Source organism: Vicinamibacterales bacterium (assembly GCA_035699745.1).
Classification (GTDB): domain Bacteria; phylum Acidobacteriota; class Vicinamibacteria; order Vicinamibacterales; family 2-12-FULL-66-21; genus JAICSD01.
Map to the genome: position 1 here is coordinate 84,556 of DASSPH010000070.1, position 18,563 is coordinate 103,118.

Here is an 18,563-nt window from a genome sequence, read left to right on the forward strand (position 1 = left end):
AGGGAGTTTCCTCAGGAATCGCGGTGTTTCACGGTACGGAACGAAGGACCCGCGGTGCGCGCCCCTCCACGGCCCGCGGCTGCGGCGCGCTGCTTGGGCACCGGCGCCGCGGGATTTCGCGATGTGAAACGGGGGCTCTGGTTCCTGAGCAGGAACAGCCCGCTCTTGCCCGGACAGATGATGTCGCGGTCGCCGTCCCCGTCGATGTCCACGACCGGCAGCTGCATGCCGCCGCCGACGCGTCCGCCGTAGTCCGCGACGTGGCGCATCCACTCGGCCGCGCCGTTCGGCGCCGGCCCGAACTCGTACCAATACACGCCGAGCGGATCGCGCTCGCCCGGATCCGCGCCGTTGTGCGCCATGAAGCGCTTGCCGGTGACCAGGTCGGCGCGGCCGTCGCCGTTCAGATCCGCGAGCGTGGACGCGTGCCCCTGCGACCAGGCGTTGTCGATCGTGCGGCGGCGCCACACGCCATCCGCCGCGGGCTGCTCGAACCAGTACACGCCGAAGTCGTGCCCGGCGGCGGCGATCACGTCATTCCGGCCGTCGCCGTTGACGTCCGCGACGTGCATGAACCCGAGCTCGAGAATGCGCGGCGGTGAATTCGGCGCGGCGGCCGGCGCCGGGTTCGCCGGCGCGGTGACCGGCGTGTTGATCGTCTCCCAGTCGGGGTGGAACGGCCAGCGGCCGGCGCGCGGATCCGCCGGAGCTTCGAGCCAGCCGCGCGGCGTCAGGATGTCGTTGCGGCCGTCCTTGTTCACGTCGCCCGCGCCGATGCCATGGCCGTAGGTGCGATCGCTGACGACGTGCGCCACCCACGCGCCGTTGCGCACCTCGTACCACGCCTGGCCGGTTCCGTTCTCCTGCGCGACGATCTCGTTGGCCTTGCCGTCGTTGTCCACGTCGGCGAGCACGGCGAACTCGACGTTGAACCCCTCGTGGATCACCGTCTCCTTCCAGGCGGCGCCGTCGCGGCGATCCTCGGGGTCCCGGCGCGCCGTTCCGCGCGCCTGCCCAGGGCCGCGCCGCGGCGCCCGATCGGCCGGGTTCCTCCACCAGGCCACCTTGCGCGCGAACCACGACACGGTGACGACGTCGGGATAGCTGTCGCCGTCGACGTCGACGCACAGATCGCTGAACGCGTCGATGTACTGCTGACGGAACCCGAGCTCGCGGAACCGGTGCGGCCTCCAGGACGGAGCTTCGTACCAGAACTCGCCCGAGACGATGTCGAGCCGGCCGTCGCGGTTGAGGTCGGCGACCGCCGCCGTCTCGCTCGCGCCGGGATCGATCATCTGCACCTGGAAGCGGATGTCAGGCGATCGCGGCACCTGTGCCGGCAGGGGGACGGCGAGCGCGAGCGCGACGATCAGAGGCCGGTGAAGCATGGTGTTTCGCGATGTGAAATGCCGCCGATTGCCGCCATCGGTATTGCGGCGCCCTCGGCGGCGGTTATATGGTGAGCGGCCATGGCTACCACGGATCGCTCAACTATCCAGGACGCCCTCGGCAAGGGCAACGGTATTCTGCGCCTCGAACCCTGCTGGGTGCCGCGGTCGTTCATGCACCCCGGGCGCCGGCTGCGGCTGCACCCCGACGATCTCTACGCCTTCGGCGCGCATCGCGGCGGGATCAACGAGCGGTGGTTCTCGTCGACGACCAACGCCGACAACGGTCCCGGCACGCCCGCCGACGAGGGCCTCAGCTACGTGCGCACCGACGGCGGCCGGCGGTTCCTGCTGAAGGCCGCGGTCGAGCAGTCGGGTGACCTGCTGCTCGGCAAGGAGGTGATGGCGCGCGAGAACGGCTGGAACCTGCTCTGCAAGTTCTTCGACAACATGGGGCCGATTCCGCATCACATGCACCAGAGCGACGCCGACGCCCGGCGCGTCGGCCGCCGCGGCAAGCCGGAAGCCTACTACTTTCCGCCGCAATACAACCCGACGGACAACAACTATCCGTACACGTTCATGGGCCTCGAGCCCGGCACGACCAAAGACGACGTGCGGCGCTGCCTCGAGAACTGGAACAGGGGGGACAACGGCATCACCTACCTGTCGCGCGCCTACCGGCTGGAGCGCGGCACCGGCTGGCAGATCGATCCCGGCATCCTGCACGCCCCGGGCTCGCTCCTCACCTACGAGCCGCAGGTCAACAGCGACGTGTTCGCGATGTTCCAGTCGGAGGTCGAAGGCCGGATGACGCCGTGGGACCTGCTGGTGAAGGACGTGCCCGCGGACAAGCATCGCGATCTCGACTACATCATCGGGATGCTGGACTGGGACGCGAACACGAATCCCCGCTTCGGCGAGAGCAACCGGTACCAGCCCAGGCCGGTGAAGCCGTTCGCCGAGACCGAGGGGGACGGCTACCGCGAGGTGTGGGTCACGTACGGGACGCAGTGGTACTCGGCCAAGGAGCTCACCGTGCTGCCCAGACGCACCGTGACGATCGAGGACGCGGCCGCGTACGGCATCATCCTCACCCAGGGGCACGGCACGTTCGGCGGCCTGCAGGTCTCGACGCCGGCGATGATCCGCTTCGGCCAGATGACGGAAGACGAGCTGTTCGTGTCGGCCGACGCGGCGCGCCAGGGCGTAAGCATCGCGAATCGCAGCGAGTCGGATCCGCTCGTGATTCTGAAACACTTCGGCCCGGGCAACCCTGACGCGCCCAGGCGGTGAACGGGGTCGTCGGCCATTGAAACTGGGGAGTTGACATGTCTCACGCGAAACCAGCTTTACACAACGCCATGTGGCCTGGTCTGGTCGGCAAAGGGGGCCCCGACGCCGAGCCCACCATCGATCTCGACACCATGCTCGACATGACGGCGAAGGCCCGCGCCGGCGACACGAAGTTCGACGGCGTGGATCTCTTCCTGTTCGATCCGCACGTCAGCATCGACGCGTCCAACGACGACCTGCAGCGGCTCGCCGACAAGATCCGGGCGAAGAACCTGATGGTCGGATCGCTGGTCGCGCCGGTGTGGCCGCCGACCGGCGGCGGCTCGGCGATGGGCGGCGCCGCGGAACAGACGGCGTTCCTCACCCAGGTGCGCAAGGCGTGCACCATCGGACGGAAGCTGGAAGACTTCGGCGTGCGGCGCTACGGCGTCGTCCGCATCGACTCGGCCTGCAGCCCGGGTGATTGGGCCAAGGATCCGGCGGGCAACACCAGGAAGATCGCCGACACGTTCCGCAAGGCCGCCGACATCGCCGAATCCATCGGCGAGAAGCTCGCCATCGAAGGAGAGATCTGCTGGGGCGGCATGCACAGCGTGCAGCGGACGCTCGACCTGCTCGAGGAAGTGAACCGGCCGCAGACCGTCGGCTTCCAGGCCGACATGGCGCACACGCTGCTCTTCACGCTCGGCTACAACGCGCCTGAGGATCGCATCCTGCCGGAGAACTTCGACTGGAAGGATCAGGCGACGCTCGACGACGCGTTGAAGACGATGACGCGCAAGCTGCGTCCGTGGCTCTTCGACTTCCACGTGGCGCAGAACGACGCGACCGTGAAGGGCTCCGGCTCGCACGACAAGACCGGACGGCACTGCCTGCCGTTCGATCCGAACGGCAAGCTGGACATCGTGAAGCATGCCGGCTACTGGCTCCGCGACGACAGCGGCAAGGTGGAAGCCCGGGTGCGCCACATCTGCTGGGACGGGTGCATGTTCCCCAACGCGGTCATGACGCAGCAGAAGACGTGGGACGACGTGCTCGGCGTGATGAAGGCGGTGCGCGACGCGCACGGCTGGGACTAGGCTGTTTCGCTCATGGAGGAGAGAACATGGGAGGAGCGATCGTCCGCGTCAGCACCCTGATGCTGTTGGTCATGTGCGCCGCCGTCCCGGCGGCGGCGCAGAGCGAGCTCGGCACGATTACCGGCACGATCAAGGACGCGCAGGGAGCCGTGCTTCCCGGCGTGACGGTCACCGCACAGAACACCGCGACCAACGTCTCGACCACCGCGGTCAGCAACAGCGAAGGCGTGTACCTGGTGCCCTCGCTGATCAACGGCACCTACAAGGTCACCTTCATGCTGTCCGGCTTCGCGCCGAGCGCGCGGGAGATCCAGGTCCGGGCCGGCGATCGTCTGCGCGTCGACATGGCGCTCGACGTCGGCGCGATGACCGAAGAGGTGCGCGTGGTCGCCGAAACGCCTCTCCTCGAGACGACGACCGCGACGCGCAGCCAGGTGCTCGACCAGGCCAAGGTGGAAAGCCTGCCGCTCTCGGGACGCAACCCCTACGCGCTCGCCTACACCGTGACCGGCGTCACCACCCAGGTGACGCGCGAGAGCATCAGCTTCCGGCCGTTCGACAACGGCGGCATGGACGGCATCTCGATCAATGGCGGCGTCGTCCGCTCGAACGAGTTCCTGCTCGACGGCGCGCCGAACGCGAGCCGCGAGGGGAACGCGCAGGGCAGCCTCGCGTTCGTCCCCTCGCCCGACGCGGTGCAGGAAGTGCGCGTCAGCACCAACACCTATGACGCCCAGTTCGGCCGCACCGGCGGCGGCGTGATCGCGGTCAGCATCCGCAGCGGCACGAACCGCCTGCGCGGCACCGCCTACTACAACCACCGCGACGCGAGCCTGAACAGCAACCTGTTCGAGAACAAGGTGCGCGGCATCCCGAAGGAAGACCTCTTCCACTACAACCCGGGCTTCACCGTCGGCGGCCCGGTCAAGCTGCCGAAATACGACGGCACGAACAAGACGTTCTTCTTCTACTCCTTCGAGGGGCTGAAGTCCGGCATCCCGGTGTCGTCGGGCGAGCGTGCGCCGACCGATCTCGAGCGGGCCGGCGACTTCTCGCAGTCGGGCGCGATCATCTACGACCCGCTGAACACGGTGAGCGGCGTGCCGCAGCCGTTCCCCGGCAACGTGATCCCGAGCTCGCGGATCGATCCGGTGGCGCGGACGCTGATGAGCTACATGGTGCAGCCGAACACGACGCCGGATGCGTCGTCGAACAACTTCTTCGCGCGGGAGAACTCGCGGTTCGACACCTACACCTCCGGGATCATCCGCATCGACCACAACTTCAGCGCCCGGCACCGCCTGTTCGGCCGCTACGGCCACAACGGCCGCCGCGAGACACGCGCGAAGAGCGGACGCGCCGAAGAGGCGTTGACCGCCGGCTACCACCACCGCTGGAACAACGTGCTCAGCGTCGACCTGACGTCGACCCTGACGCCGACGCTGCTCTCGAGCGCGCGCGCCGGCTGGACGCGGCACCGCCGGCTCGACATCAGCGGCGCCGAAGACATGGGGGGATTCGATCCGGCGGCGCTCGGCTGGCCGTCGACGTATACGAGCGCGCTGCCGCGCCGCTTCCCGCCGATCCGCATCACCGACTACGGGGGCGCGTCGATCGGCCAGGGCGGCGGACAGGATGGCCCGAGCGACGACTTCTACGTGCTCGAGAGCCTCACCAAGGTGATGGGCAGGCACCAGCTGAAGTTCGGCGCCGAGTACCGCTACGGCATCAGCACGGTCGAGAATCCGCTCGGCGGCGTCAACCTGGGGAACCTGCAGTTCTCGCGCAACTTCACCTCGCTGCGGCCGAACATCGCCAACCTGACGGCCGCCGATGGCGGCAATGCGTTCGCGTCGTTCCTCCTCGGCTACATGGCCTCGACCAGCGTGCAGCTCTCGCCGATCTTCGACTGGCGCAGCAGCTACACCGGGGTGTTCGTGCAGGAAGACTGGCGCCTGTCGAATCGGCTGACGCTGAACGCCGGCCTGCGGTGGGAGTACGAAGCGCCGGTGACGGAGACGAAGAACCAGGTGAACGGCGGGTTCGATTTCGATGCCCTCGCCCTGAACTGCCCGCTCTGCCCGGCCTCCGGGCTGCCGGCGCAGTTGAAGGGAGGCCTCACGTTCGCCGACGGCGCGTTCTACACGAAGGACCTCAACAACTTCGGGCCGCGCTTCGGCTTCACCTACAACGCGACGCGCAAGGCGGTGGTGCGCGGCGGCTACGGCCTCACCTATCTCGATTCGTCGACCGACCGCGGCACGCAGACCGGCTTCACGCGCACGACGACCTACGTCGCGTCGCTCGATGCGGGGCGCACGCCGGCGAACCGTCTCGCGAATCCGTTCCCGACCGGCGTCCTGCAGCCCGCCGGTCCGGCGCTCGGTCCGGCGACGGCGCTGGGCACCAACATCTCGTTCCACACCACCGGCCGCAAGATTCCCGAGTTCCATCAGTGGTCGATCGGGATGCAGCACGAGCTGCCGTGGCGCAGCGTGGTCGACGTCTCGTACATCGGCAGTGCGACGCGGAAGATCGGCGTGACGCAGCCGATCAACGATCTCAGCCGCGATCAGATCCTGCTCGGCGACGCCTTCCTGAATGCGCTGGTGCCGAACCCGTTCATCGGCCTGATGCCCGACGGCGGCGCGCTGAACACCGCGGCCACCATCCAGCGGCGCCAGCTGCTGCGGCCGTATCCGCAGTTCGGCACGATCAGCCAGAACCTCATTCCCATCGGCACGCGCGATTACCAGGCCCTGCAGATTTCCTGGGACAAGCGGCTGTCGCACGGGGTGCACCTCTCGACCGCCTATACCGGCTCGCGCAGCGTGCAGCGCACCTCCCCGTTGAACCAGGGGGAGCCGCTCTTCGAGGAGGTCACGGCGGATCACCGGCCGCACGTCCTCCGCCTCACCGGCGGCTGGCAGCTGCCGGCGTTCGACAAGCGCGGCGTGCTGCTCCGGCTGCTGGCCGGCGGATGGCAGGTCAACGCCAGCACCTTCTTCCGCTCCGGCATCACCGTGGGGATGCCGGGGAACGTCGATCTCATCGGCGACCCGGTGCTGAAGAACCCGACCACCGCGCGCTGGTTCAACACCTGCACGCTGACGACCACCGGCGCGCGGCAGGGCTGCGCCAGCGACACCGAGCAGCCGGCGTTCCGCATCCGCGCCGAGAACGCGCTCGACACCACCGGCGATCGGCTCGAAGGGGTCTACCGCAGCGAACCGTTCATCCTCGACATGTCGTTCTTCAAGACGATTCGCACCGGCGGACGGACCAGCTTCCAGATCCGCGTCGAGATGTTCAATGCGTTCGACAAGGTGATGTGGCCCAACCCGAACACGACGATCACCTCGCCGCAGTTCGGCATGGTGACCGAGACGCAGTCGAACGATCCGCGCTTCGTGCAGATCGCGTTCCGCTTCTCGTATTGATCGCCGCGGCGATGGCGGCGGCGGAACTCCCCTGCACGCGGGGCATTTTGCGATAGTTTGTGTCAGCTCAAACACCGAGGCGTTGATGAAGCAGTTGAACATCGGTCTGGTCGGATACGGGTTCATGGGACGAACCCACTCGAATGCATTTCTCCAGGCGCCGCGCTACTTCGAGCTGCCCTGCAAGCCGGTGCTCAAGGCGGTCGCGGCGCGCAACGAAGAGCGCGTCAAGACGTTCGCCGGGAACTGGGGCTACGAGTCGTACGTGACGGACTGGCGCGAGCTGGTGAACCGCAAGGACATCGATGTCATCGACATCGCCAGCCCCAACGACACGCATCACGAGATCGCCATCGCCGCGGCGAAGGCCGGCAAGATGGTGATGTGCGAGAAACCGCTCGGACGGAACGCCAAGGAATCCAGAGAGATGACGGAGGCGGTCGAGAAGGCCGGCGTCCCGAATACCGTCTGGTACAACTACCGCCGCGTCCCCGCCGTCACGATGATCAAGCAGCTCATCGACGAGAAGAAGCTCGGGCGGATCTTCCACTACCGCGCCAAGTTCCTGCAGGACTGGACCATCTCCAGGGACCTGCCGCAGGGCGGCGAAGGGCTGTGGCGGCTCGACGTCGCCGTCGCCGGCAGCGGCGTCACCGGCGATCTGCTCGCGCACAACATCGACACCGCGCTGTGGCTGAACGGGCCGATCGTCGAAGTCACCGCCATGACGGAGACGTTCGTCAAGGAGCGGAAACACAACCTCACCGGCAAGGTCGAGCCGGTCGGGATCGACGACGCCAGCCTCTTTCTGGCTCGCTTCGAGAACGGCTCGCTGGCCAGCTTCGAAGCCACCCGCTATGCCCGCGGACACAAGGCGCTCTACACACTGGAGATCAACGGCGAGCACGCCTCCGCCTTCTGGGATCTCCACGATCTGCACCGCGTCCAGTACTTCGATCACAAGGACGAGGGGCGGGTCCGCGGCTGGCGCAACGTTCACGTGACCGACGGCGATCAGCCCTACATGAAGCACTGGTGGGTGCCGGGACTGCAGATCGGCTACGAGCACACCTTCATCCACCAGTTCGCCGACTTCGCCCAGGCGGCGGCCGGCGGAAAGGGGCTGCCGCCCACCTTCCGGGACGGCCTGGCCACGGATCTGGTGACGGATGCCGTGCTGAAATCCGCGAAAACCCGCCAGTGGGAGAAGGTTTGATCTAGCATCTCTCCATGGCAGTTACCCCGGACGGCGGCGCCGTGCGCGAGGTCGTGGCGCACGCCGCCGCGCTCCGCGACCGTTCCGCGCGCCATCGCCGGACGTGGCGCGCCGCGCCCGTCGTCGCCGCGCTGCTGCTCGCCATTGCGGTCGGCGGACGGCTGTTCGGGTGGCCGGCGCTGGTCACGTTCGCCTGCGGCGCGGGGTTCGCCGCGGTCCTCGCCGCATACGCGCTGCTGCCCCGCCGCGGCGCGCACGTATCGGACCAGCAGGCCGCTGCCCTCGACGCCCGCGCCGCGCTTGGCGGCGAGCTGCGAAGCGCGCACTGGTTCGCCGGCCAGCCCGCGACCGACGCGTGGGTCAGCTATCACCTGTCCCGTGCCGCCGAGCGGATCGCCGCGACGCCGTGGCCGACGCTCTACGCGCTGCAGCGCATGCCGCGCCGCTACGGCGTGACCGCCGCACTCGCGATCGCCGCCGCGATCGTGGCATTCATCGGTCCGAGCACCCCTGCGGCGGTCGCTCCCGGCATCCAGGTGAACGGTCCCGCCGGGCGCGGCCGGCCGCTGACCGCGGCTGAGATCGAACGTCAGCTCGCCGCGCTGCTGGCGACGCTCGAATTCGCCGACGCGTCGAACGCCCGGCCGGCGACCCCCGAAGAGATCCGCAAGCTGCTCGACGCCGTCCGCGAGTCGCAGCGCCAGAACGCCGGCCGCGGCGCCGCCATCGACGAAGAACTCCGCAAGCGGCTCGAGCGCGCGGCGCAGAAGGACGCGCTCGATCCCGAGGTGCGCGAGGCGCTGCAGGACCTCGAGAAGGCGCTCGCCGCGTCGCGGGATCAGACCGCGAAGACCGAAAAGCCCGCCGGCCAGACGGCGGATCAAAGCGGCGCGCCGCAGGGGGACGCCGCAAAGGCGAACCAGACCGGCGGCCAGCAGGACGCCGCGGGACAGATACGTTCGGACTCGCAGCCCGGCGCCGGCTTCGGCATCGTCGCCATGGCGAACGAGCCAGGCGGGCAGCCGCGCGACCCGGGACTCGGCCTCGGCGGCGGCGACGGCGGATCGCCGAACTCGGGCGTGATGGCGGATCTGCGCGCTGCGCTCCGCCGCGAAACCGTGGAGTCGGGCGCCGGCGCGGCGGCCGGCGATCCCGTCACCGACCTGCGGCACAAGACCGATCGCGGGACCGCCTCGGTGGGGTTCTCGGGCGGCGCCGCGGCGGCAACCGAGCGCGGACGCGCCAACGTCGTCCCCGTCATTCCCGAAGCGCGCCGGCCTGCTGCGCGTGCATACTTCCAGCGAAAACGATGATTTCTCCAGCCGTCGGCGAATCCATTGACCTGTTCCGCGATCGGTTTGCGCGCGTCACCGCCGAAGTCGGACGCCGCATCGTCGGCCACGACGAGATCGTCGAGCTGACGGTCACCAGTCTTCTCGCCGGCGGCCACGTGCTGCTGGAAGGCATTCCCGGCGTCGGCAAGACCAGCCTGGTCCATGCCCTGGCGGACGTGCTGCACCTCTCGTTTTCGCGCATCCAGTTCACCCCCGACCTGATGCCGGCCGACATCGTCGGCACCTACATCGTGCAGGAGCGGCCGCACGGCGGGACGACGTTCGAGTTCCAGCCGGGGCCGATCTTCGCCAACGTCGTGCTCGCGGACGAGATCAACCGCGCCACGCCGAAGACGCAGTCGGCCCTGCTCGAGGCGATGCAGGACGTCAGCGTTTCGGTCGGCCGGACCACTCACCGGCTCGAGGAACCGTTCCTCGTCCTGGCCACGCAGAACCCGCTCGAGATGGAAGGCACGTATCCGCTGCCCGAGGCGCAGATCGATCGCTTCTTCTTCAAGCTCAAGGTCGGGTACCCGAACGAGGAGGCGATGCACGGCATTATCGAGCGCACGACGGGAGAGGCCGCGGCGCCGCTCGCCCGCGTCCTCGACGGCCCCGCCCTGCTCGAGATGCGGCGCACCGCGCGGGCGCTGCCGATCGCACGGCCGGTGCAGAGCTACGCGATTCGGTTGACGCTCGGGTCCCACCCGACGACGTCCTACGCGCCGGCGATGGTGAAGAAGTACGTCCGCTACGGCGCCAGCCCGCGTGCGGCGCAGGCGCTGGTCGTCGCCGGCAAGATCCTGGCGCTCAAACACGGCCGCGCATTCGTGTCGCCCGACGACATCCGCGCCGCCGCGCTGCCCGCGCTCCGCCATCGTCTCCTGCTCAACTTCGAAGGCGACGCGGACGAAATCGATCCCGACGCCATCGTCGCGGAACTCGTCAACACGATCGCCCCCTAGATCACCCGATCACCCGATCACCCGATCACCCGATCACCCGATCTCCCGATCCATGCCGCTCAGGTTTCAAGACGACTTCCTTCGGCGGCTCGGCTATCTCCGGGTCATCGCGACGCGCGACTTCGCCGGCCGCAATCGCGCCGACCGCCGGACGCGCCGGCGCGGACGGGGCATCGAGTTCGCGGACCATCGCCCGTACGTCCCGGGAGACGACGTGCGGCACATCGACTGGAAGGCGTACAACCGGCTGCGGCGGCTGCTGATCCTCCTGTTCGAGGAGGAACGCGATCTTCCGATCTACCTCACGCTCGATCTCAGCGCCTCCATGGCCGAGCCGCGCAAGTTCGAGCTGGCGCGGCAGGTGGTGGCCGCGGTGTGCTACATCGGGCTGGCGCACCTGGATCGCGTGCGCGTGCTGGCATTCTCCGGCGGCAAGCTGGTGCAGGAGCTGGCGCCCGGACGCGGCAAGGGACGCATCTTCGGCGTCTTCCAGATGCTCGACGCCCTGCAGCCGGGCGGCCCCACGAATCTGCGGGACGCGTTCAAGACATTCGTCTCGCGCCCGCGGCCCGCGGGGCTGGTCGTGGTCGTCTCGGACTTTCTCGATCCTGCAGGATTCGAACAGGCGCTGAAGATCCTGCACACGCGGGGGCACGACGTCGCCGTCGTCCACATCGCGTCGGCGCTCGACCGCGATCCGTCGGCGTTCGGGGAAGTGCGCGTCGTCGACGCCGAGAGCGGCGAGTGGCGCGAGCTGGACGTGACGCCGCGGCTCGCCGCGGCGCACGCCAGGGCCTGGGACGAGCATGCCGAGCACCTCGCCCGCTTCTGCGCCCGCTACGGCCTCAAGTACATCCGCGCTGACGTGGGGCGGCCGATCGAGGATCTGATGCTCAAGGGCTTCCGCCAGGGGCGCGTCGTCGAATGACGATCGCGTTTGCCGCGGCGGCGGTCGCGCTCGCCGCGTATCTGTTCTTCCGCAAGCTGCGGCCGGCGCGTGTCGCGGTGCCCTCGCTGCTCCTCTGGTCGCGCGTGCTCGCCGACCCGCGGCAGGTCACGTTGTGGGACCGGATCCGGCGGGCGGTGTCGCTGATCGTGACCTGCGCCATTGCCGCCGCGCTCGCATTCGCGATCGGCGATCCGCGCCGCACCGGCTCGCCGAGCGAGGGGGACGGCACGCGGACGCTCGTCGTGCTCGACGCATCGCTGTCGATGCTCGCCCGGACGACAGGCGGCACGCGATGGGAGCGTGCGCTCGGCGAAGCCAGACGAATCGCCGCCGCGGCGGGCGGCGAGGTGGCGGTGGCGACGACGAGCGACGGGATCATCGAAGGGCCGACGGCCGACCGTGCGCTGATCGATGCCGCGCTCGACCGCCTGGCGCCCGGCGGCGCTGCGGGTGCGTGGCCGGAGCTCGAGGATGCCCATGCGGTGCACTTCATCACCGACGGGACGGCGGCCCCTCCGGCGGATCAAACCGTCACCGTTCATTCGGTGTATCAGGCCGCGTCGAACGTGGCGATCACCGCGTTCGACGTGCGCCAGGGGGACGCGGGGCAGACCGAGATCTATCTCGAGGCGACGAACTTCGGGCCGCGCACCGACGCGCGCATCTCGGTTCGGCGCGGAGAGGCCACCATCCTGCAGCGAAGCGTCGCCATCGAGGACGGCCAGTCCGTCAGACACCTCATTCCGATCGCCACTGCCGGCGCGCCGCGGCTGACCGCGCGGGTGGACGCCGGTGACGACGCGCTGCCGATAGACGACGAGGCCTCCGCATGGATCGCGGCAGCCGATCCGATCGCGGTCACGGTCGTCGGTGCGCAGACCACGTGGCTGGCGAAGCTGTTGACGCAGAGCCCGAACGTGAAGCCGGCGTTCGTCTCCCCCGCCGACTACAAACCTTCCGGCGAGAACGTCGTCATTTTCGACGAGTGGGCGCCGCCGGCGCTGCCTCCCGTGCCGGCACTGTTGTTCCATCCGCCGGCAACGGACGCCGAGGATCCGCAGTGGATTGCCGTGGGGACGCATCCGGTGCTGCGCGGGGTCGATCCGCTGACGTTGTCGATCGCGCGCGCGGCGCAGTACGGCGCGGACGGCCTGACGCCGATCGCCGCGTCGACGCGCGAGCTGCCGTTGATATCGGTCCGCGATCGGATCGATGCGTCGAGGATGGTCGTCGTCGCCTTCGGCGCCCGCGGATCCAACCTCGCCGATGCGCCCGCGTTCCCGGTGTTGATCGGCAACGCGCTGGACTGGCTGTCGGCGCACGACGACGCGGCGGCGCGGCGTCCCGGGCTGGCGCTGTTCGATCCATCCGTGGAGCGGGTGACCGACCCGAACGGGACCCCGCTGCCGCTCGTCCGCTTTCCCGCTGAAACGGTGGCGACGCTCCGGACGCCGGGGTTCTACAGCGTCGAACGGCGCGGGTCGCGATCCACCTTCGCGGTCAACGCGGGCGATCCGCGGCTCTCCAACCTGCGGCAGGCGCCGGCGGGTCAGGCGGCTCAGGCCTCGCTCGCGGCGGCCGCGCTGCGCAGCCGTCCGTGGTGGATCTATCTCGCGGGATTGGCGTTCGCGGCCGCGCTCGTCGAGTGGTGGACCTGGCTGCGGCGGATTACGGTGTGATGCCGGCCGTCACCTGGACCTCCCCGGCGGCGCTGTGGCTGCTCCTCGCGGTGCCCATCGTGTTCTGGCTGTCGCGCCACGCGCGGACCACGTTCAATCCGCGGCAGCGCCGGCTCCAGTCGACCTTCCGCGCCGCGATCCTGGCGTCCATCGCGCTCGCCCTGGCGCGGCCGGTGATTGGCACCCGCACGTCGCGCACGTCGGTGGTCTATGCCGTCGACGTCTCGCACAGCATCGGGTCGCCGGCAATCGAGCGCGCGGCAGGCCGGATCGACGAGTTGAACGCGAGCCTGTCGCCCTCTCATTGGCGCATCGTCGCGTTCGGCGGCAGGCCGCATACGGTCCCCAGTACGGAAGCGCTTCGCAAGACGGAAGACGGCGCCACAGACAGGTTCGAACGCGGCGGCACCGATCTGGAGCGGGCGCTCGAAGCGGCGCGGACGGCGCTCGCGCCGGGCCACATCCCGCGCATCGTTCTCTTCACGGACGGGCGTGACGTCGCCGGGGATGCGCGCGAAGCGGTGCGGCGGCTGGCCGCGGCGGGCATTCCGCTGTCGGTGGAGCCGCTCGCGCCGCGCACCCTTGGCGATACGTGGATAGACGCGGTCCGCGTCCCCGAGCGGGTCACCGCCGGGGCGATGTTCACCGCGGCGATCGAGGTCGCGAGCCAGCGCGAGACGACGGCGACGGTTTCGGTCCGCGCCCGCGACGGCGTGCTGGCGAGCCGAACCGTCCCCCTCCCCAGGGGGCGGACGACGGTGCCGCTCGACGTTCAGATCGACACGCCGGGCACGATCGCCGTCGATGCGTCCGTCGAGGCCGCGGGCGATCCGCTGCGCGGCAACGACAGCCTCGCGCGCGAAGTCCACGTCGAAGCGCGGCCGCGAGTGCTGTACGCGGAAGGAACGCCGCGCGGCGCGCGCTATCTCACCGGCGCGCTCACCGCGTCGGGGTTCGACGTCACGGCAGCCTCGCCGGGAACGCTGCCGCGCGATCCCGCCGGCCTCAGCGGATATGACGTCGTCATTCTCAGCGACATCGCGGCACGGAGCATCCCCCCTGCGTCGATGAGCGCCATCGAGACCTACGTCGAGCGTGACGGCGGCGGTCTGCTCATCGCCGGCGGTGACGCCGTCTTCGGCGAGGAGGGATACAAGGACACCGCGCTCGAACGGGTCGCACCGGTGACGTTCGAGCGCCGGGATGCCACGCTGGCGCTGGTGATCGTCCTCGATCGGTCGTGGAGCATGGCCGGGCCGGCGATGAACCTTTCGAAGGCCGCGGCGCAGGCGGCCGTGGACGTGATGACGGACGAACAGGCCGTCGGCATCATCACCTTCAACGAGGATTACGTCTGGGACGTCACCGTCCGCAACGTCGGGCGCAATCGTGAGAGCATCCGCCAGCGCATCGCCGCGATCGAGCCGGCGGGGCGCACGCTGATCTACCCGGCGCTGGAGCAGGCGTATCTCGCGCTGCGCGCCGCGCGGGCGCGGACCAAGCACGTCGTCCTGCTCTCGGACGGCCGCACCTATCCGGACAAGTACGAAGAGCTGGTCGGCAAGATGGTCAAGGCGAACATCACCGTCTCCGCCATCGCCGTCGGCCCGGCGGCCGACCAGGAGCTGCTGCGCAGCATCGCCGCCTGGGGCAAGGGGCAGCAGTACGCGGTGGCCGACGCGCGCGAACTGCCGCAGGTGTTCGTCAAGGAGGCGCGCGATGCGGCGAACGAGGCGTTCGACGAGCGATCCATCAAGCCGGTGATGAAGGTCCCCGGCTTCTTCGGCGTGACGCCGATCGGCGCGCTGCCGCCGCTCAAGGGCCGGACGGCGACGACGATGAAGAACGGGGCGATGGAGGTCGTCGCCACCGATGACGACGAACCGGTGCTGGCGTTCTGGCCGGCGGGGGCGGGGCGCACGGCGGTGTTCGCCTCCGACGTGAAGGATCGCTGGGGCGCCAACTGGGTCGGCTGGCGCGGCTACGGTCCGTTCTTCGCGACGCTGGTGCGTTCGCTGCAGCGGCAGACGCCGCCGCCGCTCGTGGTCGAGGTGACACCCGGACCGGTGCGGCGCGGCGCGGTCGCTCACCGCGTCGCGATCGAGGCTCGCGACCAATCGGGCGGTCTCCGGAACCTGCTGCGGCCCGAAGTCACGCTGGACGCGGATGGCCGACGGACGGCCGCGACGGTGGCGCGGCAGGTGGCGCCGGGCCGCTACGAAGCGGACGTGATCGCGCCGGCACGGCGGCTGACGGTCGGCGTGCGCGGCCTCGACGGCACGTCCGCTGCGACGCGGTTCGTGCTGCCCGATCCGATGGCGGAATACCGGTTCCGCGACGCCGACCTGGAGCGCCTGCACGCCTTCGCGGACGCGACCGGCGGCGCGTTCCGGCCGGCGGCCGAGACGCTGCGGCAGAAACCCACCGAGCACCCGGCGGTGCGGCGTCCGGTCTCGGGGGCGCTGCTGCTGCTCGCGCTGCTCTGCTGGTTCGCCGATATCCTCGCGCGGCGCGTGCGGGTGTTCGAATAGTTTTGCTCTGCGCAACGACCGCGCGCGGCACTCGCGCCGCCTGGCGCCGTCATCCGGCGATGAGCGGTTCGCAATGCGAGACGACGGCGAGACGCCGACTCGGGCCTCCGCGAGTCGCGCGGTCCGATGTATTGTCTCGTCACTATTTTTCTTCTCGCAGGGGAGATTCCATGCGCATTCGTCATGTGACCGCAGCCGGTGTCGGCACGCTGATGCTCCTCGCGGTGGTGTCCGCGCACCAGGGTGCGCAGCCTCCCGCCCACCCGCCGGCCGGCCAGCCGTCGGCGCGGCCGCCGGCAGGCGCCCAGCCGCCCGCCGGACAGCCGCCGGCCGGACGCGGCGCCGGGCAAGGGCGTGGCGAAGGGCGCGGCCGCGGCGGCGGCGGCGGCCGCGTGCCGATGGTGCCGTTCGACAACACCGACGGGTTCACGCAGATCTTCGACGGCACCACGTTGAAGGGCTGGGACGGCGACCCCACGTTCTGGAAGGTCGAGAACAACGCCATCACCGGGACCAGCACCGCCGAGAACCCCGTCCGCGAGAACACGTTCATCATCTGGCGCGGCGGCGAACCGGGCGACTTCGAATTGAAGCTCGAGTACCGCATCAACGCGTCGAACAGCGGCATCCAGTTCCGCAGCACGCATCTGCCCGCCGGCACCGTCACCGGCGAAGGGGCCAGACCGATCGAAGGCAAGTGGGTGTTGAAGGGCTACCAGGCGGACATCGACTTCAACAATCAGTTCACCGGGCAGATTTACGAGGAACGGGGACGACAGTTCCTCGCCATGCGCGGCCAGCTCGCCACCGTCACACCGGCCGGCGTCGTCCAGGCGCTCGGCTCGCTGCAGACAGGCCCGAACGATCTGCGCGGGGTCTTCAACAACAACAACTGGAACCAGGTACACCTGATCGCCAAGGGCAACCTGATCACCCAGATCGTCAACGGCAGCGTCACCTGCGTCCTGATCGACGACGATCCGAAGGGGCGGGCGATGAAGGGGCTGCTCGGATTCCAGATCCACACCGGGCCGCCGATGAAGATCGAATACCGCAACATCTGGCTGAAACAGCAGTAGCGGTTCGCGGACAGCGGCAAGCGGGAGCTCGCACACACATGAAACGACTAGTAGCCGGACTGGTGCTTTGCGCAGGCGCGACACTGTGCGCGACTGAGTTCCTTACCGAGGGGGTCGACAACGGACGGACCGGCTGGGTGAAGGACGAGAAGATCTTCACCCTGCAGAACGTCGGCAGCACGAAGCTGCTGTGGAAGCTGAAGCTCGACAGCACGCCGCGCGCGATGCACAACCTGTTCGCGCCGCTCATCGCCGAGCGCGTGCAGACGGCGAACGGCGTCAAGGAGATCGGCGTCGTCGCCGGCATCAGCGACGACCTGTTCGGCGTCGACGTCGCCACCGGACAGCAGCTCTGGCACAAGAAGTTCGACGGCGGACCGGATCCGGCGCCGCCGTCCAACAACACGCTCTGCCCCGCCGGGCAGACGGCGGTGCCGACGATGGCGCAGGTCTCGCCGGGCAAGTACACCGTGTACGCGGTGTCGTGGGACGGACGGCTGCGCCAGGTCAACGCCGCGGACGGACAGGACGCCACGCCGCCGGAGAAGTTCATGCCGGGCGGGGGCAAGCCATACGCGCTGAACCTGTACAACGGCGCGATCTACACAGCGACCGCGCAGGGCTGCGGCGGTCTCACCAACGCCTTCTACTCGTTCGACCTCGCCACGAAGAAGGCGAGCGCCTTCATTCCCGCCGGCGGCGGGCTCTGGGGGCGGCGCGGCGCCTCGATCTCGCCCGAAGGCGTGGCGTATCTCGGCACCGGCGACGCGCTGTTCGATCCCGCCAACCGCCGCCTCGGCAACGGCATCGTCGGCGTGAAGATGGACGCCAACAAGCAGCTGCAGCTCGAGGACTATTTCGGCGCGCCCAACGCGAACTGGCTGTTCCGCCGCGACCTCGACGTCAACGTCACCCCGGTCGCCTTCGATTACCGCGGCCGGAAGTTCCTGATCGGCACCAGCAAGGAGTGCCGCATGTGGCTGCTCGATCGCGAGTCGCTCGGCGGCGAGGACCATCGCACCACGCTGCACACCACGCCGCTGCTCTGCAACGACGCGCAGGCATTCGACGGCCGCGGTGTGTGGGGCTCGATCAGCGTCTGGGAGGACCGCGGCACGCTGTGGGTCATCGTGCCGTTCTGGGGGCCGGTGAGCAAGGAGTTCAAGGCGCCGATCGAACACGCGCGCGGACAGGGGGGCGGCGTCGCGGCCTACAAGCTGGAACAGCGCGCGGGCAAGTGGCAGCTCACCCCGGCCTGGCTCTCCCGCGACATGGACCTCGCCGAAGAAGCGGTCATCGCCAACGGCATCGTGTTCGCCTATGCCGCCGGCGAGGACGCGACGCAGGTGGTCCCCGACGCGGCGTGGAACGAGCCCGGAGGCGCGCGGTATGGCGGCGGACTGAGCTCGGGCCCGGCGCGCCGCGTCCCGAACTCCCGCAAGGCCGCGCTCTATGCGCTCGACGGTCAGACCGGCAAGGAGCTGTGGTCGAGCGGCACGCAGATCGAATCCTGGAACCATTTCAGCGGACTCACGGTCGCCAACGGCCGCGCCTACATCGCGACGTGGGACGGCGTGCTGTACGCCTTCGGAGTGAAACAGTAGCCG

12 protein-coding genes are annotated in these 18,563 nt (G+C 69.3%); 11 read left to right on the plus strand and 1 reads right to left on the minus strand.

What is annotated here, in order from left to right:
* Window positions 1-11 precede the first annotated feature (11 nt).
* On the minus strand, window positions 12-1,388 hold the full coding sequence (locus VFK57_17135; GenBank protein HET7697443.1) for a VCBS repeat-containing protein: 1,377 nt from the start codon (window positions 1,386-1,388) through the stop codon (window positions 12-14).
* A gap of 81 nt (window positions 1,389-1,469) precedes the next feature.
* On the opposite strand from VFK57_17135, the gene VFK57_17140 reads away from it, so the two are divergent.
* The 11 genes from VFK57_17140 to VFK57_17190 all read left to right on the plus strand — a co-directional run bounded on the left by VFK57_17140 (window position 1,470) and on the right by VFK57_17190 (window position 18,560).
* Window positions 1,470-2,684 (plus strand): hypothetical protein, encoded by a 1,215-nt coding sequence (locus tag VFK57_17140; protein HET7697444.1) that lies wholly within the window; start codon window positions 1,470-1,472, stop codon window positions 2,682-2,684.
* A 35-nt stretch (window positions 2,685-2,719) separates the two neighbouring features.
* Window positions 2,720-3,763 carry a TIM barrel protein gene (locus VFK57_17145; protein ID HET7697445.1) on the plus strand — a complete coding sequence of 348 codons (1,044 nt, stop codon included), beginning with the start codon at window positions 2,720-2,722 and terminating at the stop codon, window positions 3,761-3,763.
* A gap of 26 nt (window positions 3,764-3,789) precedes the next feature.
* On the plus strand, window positions 3,790-7,203 hold the full coding sequence (locus VFK57_17150; GenBank protein HET7697446.1) for a carboxypeptidase regulatory-like domain-containing protein: 3,414 nt from the start codon (window positions 3,790-3,792) through the stop codon (window positions 7,201-7,203).
* Window positions 7,204-7,288: 85 nt separating this feature from the next.
* On the plus strand, window positions 7,289-8,419 hold the full coding sequence (locus VFK57_17155) for a Gfo/Idh/MocA family oxidoreductase (protein ID HET7697447.1): 1,131 nt from the start codon (window positions 7,289-7,291) through the stop codon (window positions 8,417-8,419).
* Between the two features lie 14 nt (window positions 8,420-8,433).
* Window positions 8,434-9,732: a hypothetical protein gene (locus tag VFK57_17160; GenBank protein HET7697448.1), complete on the plus strand. Its 1,299-nt coding sequence runs from the start codon at window positions 8,434-8,436 to the stop codon at window positions 9,730-9,732.
* Window positions 9,729-10,718, plus strand: coding sequence for a MoxR family ATPase (locus VFK57_17165; protein HET7697449.1), 990 nt, complete (start codon window positions 9,729-9,731; stop codon window positions 10,716-10,718). Before VFK57_17160 ends, VFK57_17165 begins: the two co-directional genes overlap by 4 nt.
* Before the next feature lie 52 nt (window positions 10,719-10,770).
* Complete coding sequence (locus VFK57_17170; protein ID HET7697450.1) at window positions 10,771-11,646, plus strand: DUF58 domain-containing protein; 876 nt, start codon at window positions 10,771-10,773, stop codon at window positions 11,644-11,646.
* On the plus strand, window positions 11,643-13,346 hold the full coding sequence (locus VFK57_17175) for a BatA domain-containing protein (GenBank protein ID HET7697451.1): 1,704 nt from the start codon (window positions 11,643-11,645) through the stop codon (window positions 13,344-13,346). Before VFK57_17170 ends, VFK57_17175 begins: the two co-directional genes overlap by 4 nt.
* Complete coding sequence (locus tag VFK57_17180; protein ID HET7697452.1) at window positions 13,346-15,877, plus strand: VWA domain-containing protein; 2,532 nt, start codon at window positions 13,346-13,348, stop codon at window positions 15,875-15,877. The genes VFK57_17175 and VFK57_17180 overlap by 1 nt, the downstream gene beginning before the upstream one ends.
* A 170-nt stretch (window positions 15,878-16,047) precedes the next feature.
* Entirely contained in the window at window positions 16,048-16,956 is a 909-nt protein-coding gene (locus VFK57_17185; protein ID HET7697453.1) for a family 16 glycoside hydrolase, read from the plus strand.
* 38 nt (window positions 16,957-16,994) lie between these two features.
* A complete protein-coding gene (locus tag VFK57_17190; protein ID HET7697454.1) occupies window positions 16,995-18,560 on the plus strand; it encodes a PQQ-binding-like beta-propeller repeat protein in 1,566 nt (521 codons plus the stop codon).
* The last annotated feature ends 3 nt before the right edge of the window (window positions 18,561-18,563 follow it).

Bases quoted from the DNA above. Each gene is read 5' to 3' on its own strand.
- VFK57_17135 (HET7697443.1), bottom strand. From the start codon at position 1,388: ATGCTTCACCGGCCTCTGATCGTCGCGCTCGCGCTCGCCGTCCCCCTG.
- VFK57_17140 (HET7697444.1), top strand. From the start codon at position 1,470: ATGGCTACCACGGATCGCTCAACTATCCAGGACGCCCTCGGCAAGGGC.
- VFK57_17145 (HET7697445.1), top strand. From the start codon at position 2,720: ATGTCTCACGCGAAACCAGCTTTACACAACGCCATGTGGCCTGGTCTG.
- VFK57_17150 (HET7697446.1), top strand. From the start codon at position 3,790: ATGGGAGGAGCGATCGTCCGCGTCAGCACCCTGATGCTGTTGGTCATG.
- VFK57_17155 (HET7697447.1), top strand. From the start codon at position 7,289: ATGAAGCAGTTGAACATCGGTCTGGTCGGATACGGGTTCATGGGACGA.
- VFK57_17160 (HET7697448.1), top strand. From the start codon at position 8,434: ATGGCAGTTACCCCGGACGGCGGCGCCGTGCGCGAGGTCGTGGCGCAC.
- VFK57_17165 (HET7697449.1), top strand. From the start codon at position 9,729: ATGATTTCTCCAGCCGTCGGCGAATCCATTGACCTGTTCCGCGATCGG.
- VFK57_17170 (HET7697450.1), top strand. From the start codon at position 10,771: ATGCCGCTCAGGTTTCAAGACGACTTCCTTCGGCGGCTCGGCTATCTC.
- VFK57_17175 (HET7697451.1), top strand. From the start codon at position 11,643: ATGACGATCGCGTTTGCCGCGGCGGCGGTCGCGCTCGCCGCGTATCTG.
- VFK57_17180 (HET7697452.1), top strand. From the start codon at position 13,346: ATGCCGGCCGTCACCTGGACCTCCCCGGCGGCGCTGTGGCTGCTCCTC.
- VFK57_17185 (HET7697453.1), top strand. From the start codon at position 16,048: ATGCGCATTCGTCATGTGACCGCAGCCGGTGTCGGCACGCTGATGCTC.
- VFK57_17190 (HET7697454.1), top strand. From the start codon at position 16,995: ATGAAACGACTAGTAGCCGGACTGGTGCTTTGCGCAGGCGCGACACTG.